Here is a 12,493-nt window from a genome sequence, read left to right as displayed (position 1 = left end):
CGTCGACCATGTCGACCTTGTTCAGGAACACCACCAGCGCCGGCACACCGACCTGACGCGCCAAAAGGATGTGCTCGCGCGTCTGCGGCATCGGGCCGTCGGCGGCCGAACACACCAGGATCGCGCCGTCCATCTGCGCCGCGCCCGTGATCATGTTCTTCACATAGTCGGCGTGCCCAGGGCAGTCGACGTGGGCGTAGTGGCGGTTCTTGGTCTCATATTCCACGTGCGCCGTGTTGATCGTGATCCCGCGCGCCTTCTCTTCAGGCGCCGCGTCGATGTCCGCATAGGCCATCGCCTTCGCCCCGCCCGTGCGGGCCAGGGTGATGGTGATCGCCGCCGTCAACGTCGTCTTGCCATGGTCGACGTGGCCGATCGTGCCAATGTTGCAGTGCGGCTTGTTGCGTTGAAACTTTTCCTTGGCCATCGGGGATCCTGCGGACGTCTGGGCTGGGGGTTGTGAAGGGGAAAGCTACAGGGGTCTTGGAGCGGGTAGCGGGAATCGAACCCGCATCCTCAGCTTGGAAGGCTGCTGCACTACCATTGTGCTATACCCGCGGTCATGCGCGGAGTGCGCTGTTCTCGTCGTTCGTCCGAAGCGTGGTGGGGGAAGCAGGACTCGAACCTGCGAAGGCGTACGCCAGCGGATTTACAGTCCGCCCCCTTTGCCGCTCGGGACATTCCCCCCAGCGCTCGGAGCCGCATGAGGCTTCGGATCAAAAAGCCTCCGCCGACGGCTGCGAGGGGTGCTATCAGCCCGCCCGCAGGGTCGTTTCCGGCGGAGGCCCCGTCGTCGGCCCCATTTTGGAGCGCGTCTTATAGTGTCCTCCCACAACGAACGCAACGCGCCCTGGAACGCCCGTGGGCGCAGGCCTTTTCCGCAAGGTTCCAGGCGCTCGGACCCCACGGGCGACGACTGGCTCTGGGGCTGGCACCCGGTGACGGCGGCGCTCGCCAACCCGCGACGCGACGCGCCGCTGCACCTGCTGGCGACGCCGGATCAGGCCAAGCGGCTGGAGGAGCGGTTCGGCCGCCTGCCCGCCCTGGAGGCAGCCGACAACGCGGCCATCGCCCGCGCCCTGCCGGCCGGCGCGGTGCACCAGGGGGTGGCGTTGAAGGCCGCGCCCCTGGCCCTGGTCGCCCTGGAGGACTTCGCCCCCGCCCGCGGCGCGGTGCTGCTGATGCTGGACCAGGTGACCGACCCGCAGAACGTGGGCGCCGTGCTGCGCTCCGCGGCCGCCTTCGGAGCCGTGGGCGTGGTGCTGCAGGACCGCCATGCGCCCCGGCTCACCGGCGCGCTGGCCAAGGCCGCGGCCGGGGCGGTGGAGGCTGTTCCCGCCGTCTACGTCGTGAACCTCTCCCGCGCGCTGGAGACCCTGGAGGGCCTGGGCTGGCGGGCCGTGGGGCTGGACGGGGCGGCCGAGCGCGGCCTGGCCGAGGTCCTCGACGGCGGCCCGGTGGTGCTGGTGCTGGGTTCGGAGGGCGAGGGCCTGCGCCGGCTGGTGGCCGAGCATTGCGACGAGCTGGCGAAGATTCCCATGCCGGGCGGCTTCGAGAGCCTCAACGTCTCCGCCGCGGCGGCGGTGGCGCTTTACGAAGCGGCGCGGCCCAGGACTTGAGCTTTCGGATTGCGCTCGGCGCCGGCCTGACGCATTGAAGCGCCGATGCTCGAAGAGCTGCTCAGCCCCTCCGCCCTTTCGGCCCTCCTGCAAGTCCTGATGATCGACTTGGTCCTGGCCGGCGACAACGCCGTGGCCGTGGGCCTGGCCGCCGCAGGCCTGCCGAAGGAACAGCGACGCAAGGCGATCTTCTGGGGCCTGGCCGCGGCGGTGATCACCCGCATCGGATTCGCGCTCGTCACCACCCAGCTCCTGGGGATCGTCGGCCTGCTGTTCGCCGGCGGGCTGCTGCTGCTCTGGGTGTGCTGGAAGATGTGGCGCGAGCTGCACGACCAGGCGCGGCAGCAGGAAGCGGACGCCGAGGCGGCGATGGACCTCGACCCCGCCACCGAGCCCTCGGCCAAGGCCAAGGCCAAGTCATTCCGCGACGCCCTGACCCAGATCCTGATCGCCGACGTGTCCATGTCGCTGGACAACGTGCTGGCCGTGGCCGGGGCGGCGCGCGAGCACCCGGCGATCCTGGTGTTCGGCCTGCTGCTCTCGATCGCCCTGATGGGGATCGCGGCGCACGCCATCGCCCGCCTGCTGCAACGCTTCCGCTGGATCGGCTACGTGGGGCTGGTCATCGTGCTCTACGTCGCCCTGCACATGATGTGGCAGGGCTACCGCGACGTGGTGCAGGACCTGGGCTACACGGCCCGGCACAACGCGCTGACGCCGAGCTTCATGGACATCCACCCGAAGAAGGCCCCGGCCCACTGAGGCGGCCGGATTACGCCCGTTCCGGGCCGCCGAAGCGCTCGCGCCAGGCCGCAGCCTGGGCGTCCTCCACCTTGCGGAACAGCACCTCCGGCGCCTTCACCGGCCGGCCGGGCTCGAGGATCTGCAGTAGGCCGGCGCCCTCTCCTTGCGGCCAGCGGCCCGGAAAGCCCTCGCCCACCGCCCTCGCGACGGTCTCGGCGGCGAAAGGGATGAAGGGCTCGGCGACCTTGGCGAACAGCGCCACCAGGTTGAGGCCGGTGCGCACCGCCACGGCCGCGCGGTCGCGGTCGGTCTTGACCGCCGTCCAGGGCGCGGCCTCGGTCAGGTAGGCGTTGCCCAGCACCCAGAGCTGGCGCAGCGCCTGGGCGGACTTGCGGATCTCGATGTCCTCCATCAGGCCGGTCAGCTCGGCCAGCTTGGCGGCGACGTCGGCGTGGAGGCGCGCCTCCAACTCCCCGGGCTCGCCCCCGTCCGGGACGACGCCGTCGAAGCGGGTCTCGGTGAACTTCAGGATCCGGTTGACGAAGTTGCCCAGCACGTCGGCCAGGTCGGCGTTCACCTGCGCCTGGAACTGCTCCCAGGTGAAGGTGGCGTCCGAGCCCTCCGGCGCGTTGGCGCACACCCACCAGCGCCAGTAGTCAGGCGCCAGCAGCTCGAGCGCATGGTCCATGAACACGCCGCGCTGCTGCGAGGTGGAGAACTTGCCGCCGTAGTAGTCGAGCCAGTTGAAGCCCTTCAGCCGGTCGACCAGCTTCCAGGGCTCGGGGTTGGCGACCGACCAGGCGCCGTCCGCGCTCCGGCGCTCGTTGACGCCGATCAAGGTGCAGGGGAAGCCCACGGTGTGGAAGGGCACGTTGTCCTTGCCCATGAACTCCACATAGCTCACGTCGGCCGCGGCTGGCCCACGCCACCAGCGTTCCCAGACCGCGTCGGCGGGCGGGTCCTGGCCGGCTTCGGCGGCCTGGGCGTCGGCCCATTCCCAGGTGGCGGCGATGTACTCGATGGGGGCGTCGAACCAGACGTAGAACACCTTGCCGGCCAGGCCCTCGATGTCGGGGACCACGCCGTCGGGATTGGCCCCCCACTCGAAGGCGTTGACCGGCACGCCCCACTCCAGGTCGCGGGTGACCCCGCGGTCCTGCAGGCCCTCGTCCAGCCACTTGAGCGCGATGGAGGTGACCAGCAGCGGCCAGTCGCCCTTCTTGCCGTCGATCCAGCTGCGCAGCTTGTCGGAGAACAGGCTCTGGCGCAGGAACAGGTGCTTAGAGCCGCGGATCTCGATGTCCGGCGAGCCGGAGACCGCCGAGCGCGGGTTGATCAGGTCGGCGGGGTCCAGCACCCGGGTGCAGTTCTCGCACTGGTCGCCGCGGGCGGCGTCGTAGCCGCAGTGCGGGCAGGTCCCGATCACGTAGCGGTCGGGCAGGAAGCGCTGGTCGGCGTTGGAGTAGACCTGCTGGGTGATGCGCTCCTCCAGGAACCCCGCCTCCCAGAGCTCGCGGGCGAAGCGCTGGGTCAGGCGGTGGTTCTGCGGCGAGGATGAGCGGCCGAAGTGGTCCCAGGACAGGCCGAACCGGCGGCCAAGGTCGTGCTGCACCTGGTGCTGTTCGGCGCAGAAGGTCGCCGGGTCCTGGCCGGCGGCGGCGGCGGCCAGCTCGGTGGGCGTGCCGTGCTCGTCGGTGGCGCAGATGTAGAGGGTCTCGCGGCCCAAGGCCCGCTGGAACCGGGCGTAGACGTCGGCCGGCAGCATGGAGCCTGCCAGCGTCCCCAGGTGCTTGACGCCGTTGATGTACGGCAAGGCCGAGGTGATCAGGATGCGGGACATGGGGCGGCGGGCCTTTCGGACGAAGCGCGCTTATATGGCGCCGCGCGCCGAAGGGGAAAGACGCCCCCCGCAAACAGACCCTCCTCGGGATGGCGTCCGTCTCAGAACGGCCCCTTGAAGACCACGGCGGCGCCGGCCGCGATCAGGATGAAGCCCACGGCGTGGTTCAATGTGAACCGCTCGCCCAGCCAGGTCACCGAGAAGACGGCGAAGACCGCCAGGGTGATCACCTCCTGCAGGGCCTTCAGGCTGGCCGGGTCGTAGGCGTGGCGGCCGATGCGGTTGGCGGGGACCGCCAGGCAGTACTCGAAGAAGGCGATCCCCCAGCTGATCAGCACGATCAGCCAGAGCGGCCGGTGCTCCACTTTCAGCTGGCCGTACCAGGCGAAGGTCATGAAGACGTTCGAGGCGATCAGCATCAGGATCGGCGCGACGGCGGCGACGGTCGTGGGCATGGGCGCTCCTGCGGGTCCGCCGCTAGGTGGACGCAATCGCGGCCGGCGCCAAGACGATCAGCGGCGTCGGCCGCTCTCCCCGTTTCAGCCTACGCCACGAAGATCCAGTCGCCGGTGAGGCTGGCCATGGAGACGCCCGCCAGCACCATCTGCGCGCCGCCGGTGATTGAGATCACCGTGTCGGCCCCGGACTGGGCCACGGTGTAGGTGGAGCCAGGGTCGAGCTGCACCCGGTCGCCTTCGGCACGGTTGAAGTTGGTGACCCGGTCGAGGCCGGCGTCGCCGAAGCTATGGAAGATGTCGGCGCCGGCGCCGCCGGTGACGGTGTCGCTTCCCTTGTCGCCGGAGAGCCAGTCGTTCCCCGCCCCACCGGTGACGATGTCGTCGCCCTGGCCGCCGCGCACGATGTCGGCGCCGGCGCCGCCGTCGCAGGTGTCGTTCCCGAGGTTGCCGTAGACGATGTCGGCGCCGTCGTCGCCGGCCAGCCGGTCCTGGTCCTTGCCGCCCACCACCCAGTCGTCGCCGGCGCCGCCCGAGGCGCTGTCGTCGCCCGCGTTGCCGTTGATGTCGTCGAAGGCCGCGTCGCCGGTGACGGTGTCGTTCCCGTCGTCGCCGCGCAGGTAGCTGGTCCCGGCTCCGCCGTCGATCAGGTCGCCGCCGCCGCCGCCGTTGATGGTGTCGGCGCCGTCGTAGCCGCGCAACAGGTCGGCGTAGGCGGTGCCGGCGATAGAGTCGTTCCCGGCCAGGACGGTGCGGACGGCCAGGGCGCCCTGGTTGTTCTGCACCCAGCTCAGGAAGGTCGCGACCGGCACCGACGCGCCCTGGATGTCGAAGACCAGGCTCCCATCATAGGTTTCCTGCCAGCGGTTCAGCGTGCCGCCGGTCAGTTCGCCCGCCGGGTTGAAGATGAAGCTGCCGTAGAAGTTGTCATGGAACGTGCCGCCGGCCTCGGTCCGCAACTGAACGAAACTCGCATTCCCCTGGGCGCTGTCCGCATAGGCCAGGGAGCCGATGTTCAGCTCCGTGTCGAAGTTGAGCCCGCCGGAAGCGGCGCCCCCGATTACCGTCACCATGTCGCGCCCCCGCGTTTTGCTACTGACGCGAGCTCTGCGCCAAACCTGAGGTAGCAAGGAAGCCCTTTCTCGCCATACGCGAGCCCGGAGCTCGCGGCATGCGAGGCATGGCGAGCGCCGTCGATCTCCGCCTATCCAGAACCGGCCGACCGCGCCACAATGCCTTGCGCGGATGTAGCGGAGCTGGCCGCGGCGGCGGGGCTCGGCCCAGCGACCGGAACCCGGCCGCCGACGCTTCACGGACGACTTGTCAATTGACCGCGGCGGCGCCGGGAGGGCCAGGCCGCGAAAAACGGAAGGAAACGGCGATGAAGATGACGATGCACATCCCCATGGACATCGACGATCGGGTCGAATTCCAGAACGCCGCGGCGGTGCGCGCCATGGCGCAGGCCATCGAGAAAGCCGGGGTGGACGCCTGCTTCATCACCGACCACCCGGCGCCGACGGCGAAATGGCGCGCGGCCGGGGGCCACGACGCGCTCGATCCCTTCGCCGGGCTGATGTTCGTCGCGGCGGTGACCAGCCGGCTCCGGGTCCACACCAACCTGGTCGTGCTGCCCTACCGCAACCCGTTCCTGACGGCCAAGTCGGCCGCGACGCTGGACGTGCTCTCGGAGGGCCGGCTGATCCTGGGCGTCGGCCTCGGCTATCTGCGCGGCGAGTACCAGGCCCTGGGCGCGGACTTCGAGGGACGCGGCGCGGTGATGGACGAGGCCCTGGAGACCATAAAGGCCGCCTGGGGCGAGGCGCCGGTGGCCCGCGAGGGACGCAGCTTCACCGCCTCCGACATCCGGTCCCGGCCGCGTCCCATCCAACTGCCGCACCCGCCGATCTGGGCCGGCGGCAACAGCGAGCGCGCGATCCGGCGGGCGGCGGAACTCTGCGACGGCTGGTCCCCCTTCTTCGCCACCGCCACCTTCAGCAAGTCCGCCCGCACGGACGAGATCGCCAACGTCGACGACCTGAAGGTCAAGATCGACCACCTGCGGGGCCACCTGGACCGGGTGGGCCGCACCCTCCCGTTCGACATCTGCATCGGGCCGCAGCAGGGCCTGAAGGCCTGCACCAAGGCCGAGGCTGAACGATGGGTGGACGACGCCGGCAAGATGATGGAACTCGGCGCGACCTGGACGCCTTGCGGCGTGCCTCACCCCAGCCGGGAGGCATTCCTGGAGAACGTCCAGTGGTTCGGGGAGGAGGTCGTGCCGAAGATTCACGCGCTTGCCACCAGGTAGGCGCGCAAGGCGTTCGACCGGCCACTTGCGCCGACGCCGTCTCCGGAGCTGCGAGACCTTGCGCATTGGAGCCGTCGTCGTCAGAAAGATGCTGGAAGTCACGCGCACGGCCCGCACCCCGAAGGTGATGCCGGTTAGTCTGGTGATTTCAAACGGATAGCCGGCTTAGCTCAGTTGGTAGAGCAGCGCTTTTGTAAAGCGAAGGTCGCGGGTTCGAGTCCTGCAGCCGGCGCCGTCCGCCTCCGAGCGCATGGGATCCACCGACGTCAGGCGGCAGGCTTTGGCGCCTGAAGTACCGCTTCGCGGGCCGCGAGAAGCTGCTCAGCTTCGGCCCCTACGGGAACCGCCGACGCCGGTCCCGGTCGTCGTGCATCCTGCCGCCTGCACCGCGACGAGCACGCCGCCAGTTTGCGCCTCGAGGCTTCCATAGTGTGATCTCCTGTTCGCTCCGATCGCGCAATCACGGGCCGGCGGCGATCTGCACATGGATGGTCGCCTCCGGCGCGGCGTCGAGGTGGATCAGGATCGTGCGATAAGTGACGGCAGCGTAACTGCGCCGGCGGGATGGGCCGCTAAGCTGCGCCTGCAGCGGAGCGCGCTGCATTTCCACCGTCCGTGAAATTGGCGAACGCCCCAGCGCTATGGGCGCTGGGGCGTATCTGCGTGATCACGCCATGGTCAGCAGCCCGACGGTGATCCGGTTGTCGACCTTGCTGACGCCCGGCGCCTGCCAGGCGGCTCGCTCCGCCTCCCGACGCTCGGCCCAGGAGCGGACCTTACCCCGGAGTATGACCTCGCCGCCGTTGGCCTCGACGGTGATTTCGTCCGCTTCCAGCTCGGCCTGGCGCTTGAGCGCCTCCTCGATCTTTCGCTTGATCTCCGAAGGCGCGACCCGTGGCTTGATGTGGATCAGGTTCGAAACGCCCTTCACACCCTTGAGACGCCGCACGGCGCGCTCGGCAAGGTCCTTCTGATAGTTCCACTCGACTTCGCCCTCGAGGGTCACCCAGCCGCTCCTCGCCACCGGCGTGATGTGCTCGTACGTGAAGGGGAGCTGGCTCTTGAGGGCGGTGACCGCCTCGCGGGCGATCTCCGGATCGGGCCGTTCGTCGGAGCTCGGCAGGCGGACCTCGAGGTCGTTGGCCAGCCCCACAACGCCGGAAACCCGCTTGGCGTCACGCTCGGCTTCGTACTTCTCGCTGTAGCTGCGGACAAACCCCGTCAGTGTAACGACGCCGTCCTTCACCGCCACGGCGATGTCGTCCGCGGTGATATCGGGATCCCAGCGGAGCTCCAGCTCCACGTCGCGCTTGATTTCGCTGTCGCTTCTCATCGCATGCTCCTCCGATACTCATCTTGAGGCCTACTCATTGAAAACAGGATTGTTTACGTCAGGCCGAGGGTAAGACTAGGGCGGCCGCTCGCCGCCCGCACTGACGGGCGTCAGGGCCGAGCGTGCGCGGCGGGCGTCATGGTCTGGTCGGCCCCTGAGCGGTGTCGATCGTGTCCGCGGCCGTCTCCTTCCGCTCGGACCGCCGCCGTCGGGCGAGCAGTTCGCGGACATCCTCATCCGTCGTTTGTGAGAAGTCCTCATACCAGGCGCCGACGGCGTGAAACGGCTCAGGTGTGATGTCGCAGACAATCTCGTCGACCTCCGGCTTCAGCTGCTCACAGGTTTCCGGCGACGCCGCCGGGACCGCCACGACGATGCGGCCAGGTTGCAGTTGGCGAAGGGCCTGGATGGCTGCCTTCATGGTGGCGCCAGTCGCCAGACCGTCGTCCACGAGGATCACAGTAAGTCCGCGAAGATCGGGCGCGGCGCGGCCGCCGCGATACAGGCGCTCGCGCCGCACAAGCTCCTGCCGCTCCTGCGCCGTGACAGCGTCAATCGCATACGGCGGGATGCGAAGTCCCTTCACGACATCGTCGTTGAGTACGCGAACGCCGCCCGTCCCAATGGCGCCCATTGCGAATTCCTCATGGCCGGGGGCGCCCAGCTTGCGGACGACGAAGACGTCCAGCGGGGCATTGAGCGCCTGGGCCACCTCAATGGCGACAGGCACGCCACCCCGAGGCAAGGCGAGCACGATCACATCTGGCCGATTGGCGTAGGCAGACAGCTTCCCGGCGAGGCGGCGCCCAGCTTCGGTGCGGTCGCGGAAGACTTTCATCGCCCGTCCTCATGGCCATGTTCGCCGAGGCGCCCGTCCCGACGCGGTACAGATCGCTGATTGAGCCACTCTCTTCGACACGGGTTTGGCCTCGGTCAGGTCGCACCCGAGGCTAGGTCATGCGCGCAACCGGCGAACTGACCGGCGTCAGGGCGCGGGCGGCGCGGACCGCTCACAGCGGAGAGGTTGATTCCCAAGAGGCAGACAGTTTCGTCGCCTTGATCTGTGTCGATCCCAGGGTTCACCCCTACAGGAGAGCTGATGATGGAAAGGTTGAATGGCAAGGTCGCGGTCGTCACGGGGGCGGCGTTGGGGCTCGGCCGTGCAACTGTGATTCGTATGGCTGAAGAGAACGCCTCGGTCGCCGTCCTGGATATGTTGGAGCACGAGGGTACGCTCCTGGCGAACGAGCTTGGCGGCCGCGGGCTGGAAGCCAGCTTCTGGCGATGTGACGTCACCCAGGAATCCGCGGTGGCGAAAGTGATGGGTGATGTCGCCGCCCGCTATGGCCGTATTGACGTGCTGGTGAACAACGCCGGCGTGGGAGGCGTCAGCAAGCCCACCCACGAGGTCACCGAGGCGGAATGGGACCGGGTTCAGGCGGTCAACGTCAAGGGGGTGTTCTTCTGCACTAAGCACGTCATTCCCCACTTGCGACTCGCAGGCGGCGGAAGTGTCATCAATCTCTCTTCAATATATGGACTGGTGGGCGCGCCGGACGTGCCGCCGTATCACGCTTCCAAGGGCGCCGTGCGGCTGATGACGAAGACCGACGCCCTCTTCTACGCCCCAGACAAGATCCGGGTGAACTCGATCCATCCGGGCTTCATCTGGACGCCGATGGTGGAACACCACCTGGCCGCGCAGGGCGACGTGGAAGCGGGCCGCAAGGCGCTCGACGCCCTGCACCCTTTGGGTCACCTAGGCGAGCCGGACGACATCGCCTGGGGCGCGGTCTACTTGGCCTCGGAGGAGGCGAAATTCGTCACAGGGTCGGAACTGGTCATTGATGGCGGCTATACAGCACGGTGATCATCATAACCGTGGGGAGCGAGCGGCGTCGCATGAGGGAGCTTCGCCAATTCCGAAGGAGCCCCTTCGCCCCTGACGCCAACGGCTGTCGGCCGCGATGACGCAGGTCAATCTCCACGAATTTGGGGGAATCGGCTCGCCGGATGGAAATCTCGATCAATTCTTGACGCAGCGCAGGGCGCACGCGCTCGGATCGCCGGAAGGTCGACCAGCGAACGCGGGGCAAGCCATGGCTGTAAAGCTGAACGTGCCGGCCTTCGAACAGGCGGAAAAACGGATCCAGGCGCTCAAGTTAGTGCTCGATGAGCGCGACGCTTGGAACTCGGCTCGAAGTCACGGCCTCGTACGGGCGACCGTAAAGAACGCTTCCCATAACGCATCCTCCTCCTGACGACTCAGGGGTAATGATGCCCCATCACACACTGGGACCGAACACCTAGACCGAGCACCGGGAGCAGACCTTCGAGCTCTTCGACTCGCTGCTCTGAGACCGACGGCGAAAACTGACGTGGGTCAGGGCGTGCAGCCCGAAGCCCGGCCAGTCTGACCAACCGGTGGTAAACCGCTCTTGTACTGCGAGACTCAGACCTTTCGAGGACACCGATGTCCGATCTTTCCGAGCACGCGGCGTCGCACGGCGTGTATGCGCCCCGACGGGGTGTGACGCCGCCGGACGGCAGCACCCCGCGACTGATCGCCGACGCCGCGGAGCCGCTGCTGCGCATCCAGGACCCCGCCTTCACCAAGCTGTTCGACCGGTTCGGAGACGCGCGCGTGGTGCTGCTGGGCGAAGCCACGCATGGGACGTCGGAATTCTACGACGCCCGCGCGGCGGTCACCCGCCGGCTGGTGGAGCAGCACGGCTTCAACCTCGTGGCGTTGGAAGCCGACTGGCCCGACGTTCGCGCCGTCGACCGCTATGTCCGCCGCCGCGGCAAAGCGCCCGACGCGCAGCCGGTGTTTCAGCGATTCCCGACCTGGATGTGGCGCAACGCCGAGTTCGAGGGTTTCGTGGAGTGGATGCGCGATCACAACCGGTTTCGCACCGTGGATGAGCGTGTGAGCATCCACGGGCTGGACCTCTTCAGCCTGGGCGCCTCCATGACCGCAGTGATCGACTATTTGGACCGGGTCGATCCGGCGGCCGCGGCGGTGGCGCGCGAGCGCTACGGCTGCTTGACGCCCTGGGTGGAGGATCCGCAGGCCTACGGCGCCCGCGCCTACACGAGCGGCTACGCCCAGTGCGAAACGCCCGTCAACGCCATGCTACGGGACCTGTTAGAGAAGCGGCTGGAATACGATTACATCGACGAAGAAGGCTTTCTCGACGCCACGGCGAATGCACGGCTGTTGGCCGACGCCGAGGCTTATTTCCGCGCGATCTACTTCGGACAGGCCGAAGCCTGGAACCTGCGTGACCGGCACATGATGGACATTCTGAACGCCCTCCTTGAGGCTCGCGGTCCAGATTCCAAGGCGGTGGTCTGGGCGCACAATTCGCACATCGGCGACGCCCGGGCCACAGCGATGGGTCGGGACCAGGGCGAGATAAACCTTGGCCAGCTGGCGCGCGAGCGGTTCGGGGAGGCGGCGATCCTGATCGGCTTTGGCACGAACCTCGGCGCCGTCGCCTGCGCCAGCGATTGGGGCGGGCCGATGGAGGTCAAGCGGCTCAACCCCGCGGCGCCGGAGAGTTACGAGCGCCTGGCCTGGGACTCCGATGTCCCCGCCTTCCTGCTCGACCTGCGCCCGGGCGTCGTGGACGACGAGCTGCGCCAGCGGCTGTCGGAGCTCAGACCGGAGCGCTTCATCGGCGTCATCTACCGGCCGGAGACCGAGCGGATCAGCCACTACGCGTCCTGCGTCCTGCCCGAGCAGTTCGACGCGTACGTCTGGTTCGACCAGACCCATGCTGTCCGCCCGCTCCCGGCGGAGAGCCGCCAAGGCGCACCGGACACCTATCCATTCGGACTGTAGTCCTGATGGGAGTGGGTCACAGGGTCTCCCCTTCAGAACCCGAGAAACGCAGCCTGCTCGCACGTCAGTGCGCGACGCGAGGCGGCGCCGGCTAATGCCCGACGGTGCGGCGCCTACGAGCGGTACGTCCAAAACTATCGCCGAGCACCCGAGCGAATGCGACCAACGATAGCTGATCTGTGTCAGCGCAGCTGTGGACCACCGCCCTAGACTTCGGCGCCTCATCGCCGGCGGCGCCGATCCGGGGCCGCCCCTCCGCAAGAAGGAGAGACCCATGCTGAAGACCTGCTTCCTGACCGCCGCCGTTCTCGCCTTCGGGGCCGCACCGGCGCTCGCCCAGGCGC

Annotated in this window: 13 protein-coding genes and 3 tRNA genes; 7 read left to right on the top strand and 9 right to left on the bottom strand. The window is 68.2% G+C overall.

Features of this window, described 5'->3' with window-relative positions; translation table 11 throughout:
- The 3 genes from VGL30_RS01625 to VGL30_RS01615 form a co-directional block, all read right to left on the bottom strand.
- The coding region (locus tag VGL30_RS01625) for a GTP-binding protein (RefSeq protein WP_331536092.1) at positions 1-427 on the bottom strand (427 nt) is incomplete at its 3' end.
- 57 nt (positions 428-484) lie between these two features.
- Positions 485-558: transfer RNA gene (locus VGL30_RS01620), tRNA-Gly, on the bottom strand.
- Positions 559-601: 43 nt separating this feature from the next.
- Positions 602-687: transfer RNA gene (locus tag VGL30_RS01615), tRNA-Tyr, on the bottom strand.
- A 134-nt stretch (positions 688-821) separates the two neighbouring features.
- On the opposite strand from VGL30_RS01615, the gene rlmB reads away from it, so the two are divergent.
- Entirely contained in the window at positions 822-1,619 is a 798-nt protein-coding gene (rlmB, locus tag VGL30_RS01610) for a 23S rRNA (guanosine(2251)-2'-O)-methyltransferase RlmB (RefSeq protein ID WP_331536089.1), read from the top strand.
- Positions 1,620-1,664: 45 nt separating this feature from the next.
- On the top strand, positions 1,665-2,381 hold the full coding sequence (locus VGL30_RS01605) for a TerC family protein (RefSeq protein ID WP_331536087.1): 717 nt from the start codon (positions 1,665-1,667) through the stop codon (positions 2,379-2,381).
- 10 nt (positions 2,382-2,391) lie between these two features.
- Here VGL30_RS01605 and metG read toward each other — a convergent pair whose 3' ends face one another.
- From metG to VGL30_RS01590, 3 genes are all read right to left on the bottom strand, one after another.
- On the bottom strand, positions 2,392-4,203 hold the full coding sequence (gene metG / locus VGL30_RS01600; protein WP_331536084.1) for a methionine--tRNA ligase: 1,812 nt from the start codon (positions 4,201-4,203) through the stop codon (positions 2,392-2,394).
- A 101-nt stretch (positions 4,204-4,304) separates the two neighbouring features.
- Positions 4,305-4,658, bottom strand: coding sequence for a DMT family protein (locus VGL30_RS01595; RefSeq protein ID WP_331536082.1), 354 nt, complete (start codon positions 4,656-4,658; stop codon positions 4,305-4,307).
- Between the two features lie 89 nt (positions 4,659-4,747).
- Positions 4,748-5,731, bottom strand: coding sequence for a calcium-binding protein (locus tag VGL30_RS01590; protein ID WP_331536080.1), 984 nt, complete (start codon positions 5,729-5,731; stop codon positions 4,748-4,750).
- 308 nt (positions 5,732-6,039) lie between these two features.
- Here VGL30_RS01590 and VGL30_RS01585 point away from each other — a divergent pair, with 308 nt between their 5' ends.
- Together VGL30_RS01585 and VGL30_RS01580 are read left to right on the top strand one after the other, a co-directional pair.
- The gene (locus VGL30_RS01585; RefSeq protein WP_331536078.1) at positions 6,040-6,969 is read left to right on the top strand and encodes an LLM class F420-dependent oxidoreductase; all 930 of its coding nucleotides are present in this window, start codon (positions 6,040-6,042) and stop codon (positions 6,967-6,969) included.
- Positions 6,970-7,128: 159 nt separating this feature from the next.
- Positions 7,129-7,201 (top strand) — tRNA-Thr (locus VGL30_RS01580).
- A 228-nt stretch (positions 7,202-7,429) separates the two neighbouring features.
- On the opposite strand, the gene VGL30_RS01575 is transcribed toward VGL30_RS01580, so the two are convergent.
- The 3 genes from VGL30_RS01575 to VGL30_RS01565 form a co-directional block, all read right to left on the bottom strand.
- Positions 7,430-7,573: a hypothetical protein gene (locus VGL30_RS01575; RefSeq protein ID WP_331536076.1), complete on the bottom strand. Its 144-nt coding sequence runs from the start codon at positions 7,571-7,573 to the stop codon at positions 7,430-7,432.
- A 63-nt stretch (positions 7,574-7,636) separates the two neighbouring features.
- Positions 7,637-8,302 (bottom strand): BON domain-containing protein, encoded by a 666-nt coding sequence (locus VGL30_RS01570; protein WP_331536074.1) that lies wholly within the window; start codon positions 8,300-8,302, stop codon positions 7,637-7,639.
- A gap of 136 nt (positions 8,303-8,438) precedes the next feature.
- Positions 8,439-9,140, bottom strand: a complete 702-nt coding sequence (locus VGL30_RS01565) for a phosphoribosyltransferase (RefSeq protein ID WP_331536072.1) — start codon at positions 9,138-9,140, stop codon at positions 8,439-8,441.
- 261 nt (positions 9,141-9,401) lie between these two features.
- Between VGL30_RS01565 and VGL30_RS01560 the strand changes: the two genes are divergently transcribed.
- The 3 genes from VGL30_RS01560 (at position 9,402) to VGL30_RS01550 (ending at position 12,149) form a co-directional block, all read left to right on the top strand.
- Positions 9,402-10,172, top strand: coding sequence for a glucose 1-dehydrogenase (locus VGL30_RS01560; RefSeq protein ID WP_331536070.1), 771 nt, complete (start codon positions 9,402-9,404; stop codon positions 10,170-10,172).
- 97 nt (positions 10,173-10,269) lie between these two features.
- Positions 10,270-10,563, top strand: a complete 294-nt coding sequence (locus tag VGL30_RS01555; protein ID WP_331536068.1) for a hypothetical protein — start codon at positions 10,270-10,272, stop codon at positions 10,561-10,563.
- A gap of 212 nt (positions 10,564-10,775) precedes the next feature.
- Positions 10,776-12,149, top strand: coding sequence for an erythromycin esterase family protein (locus tag VGL30_RS01550; protein ID WP_331536066.1), 1,374 nt, complete (start codon positions 10,776-10,778; stop codon positions 12,147-12,149).
- Positions 12,150-12,493: the final 344 nt, after the last annotated feature.

Source organism: Phenylobacterium sp., assembly GCF_036502675.1.
Taxonomy (GTDB): domain Bacteria; phylum Pseudomonadota; class Alphaproteobacteria; order Caulobacterales; family Caulobacteraceae; genus Phenylobacterium.
Note: the sequence above shows the minus strand (reverse complement) of the source record. Positions and strands in the feature narration are given on the sequence as shown.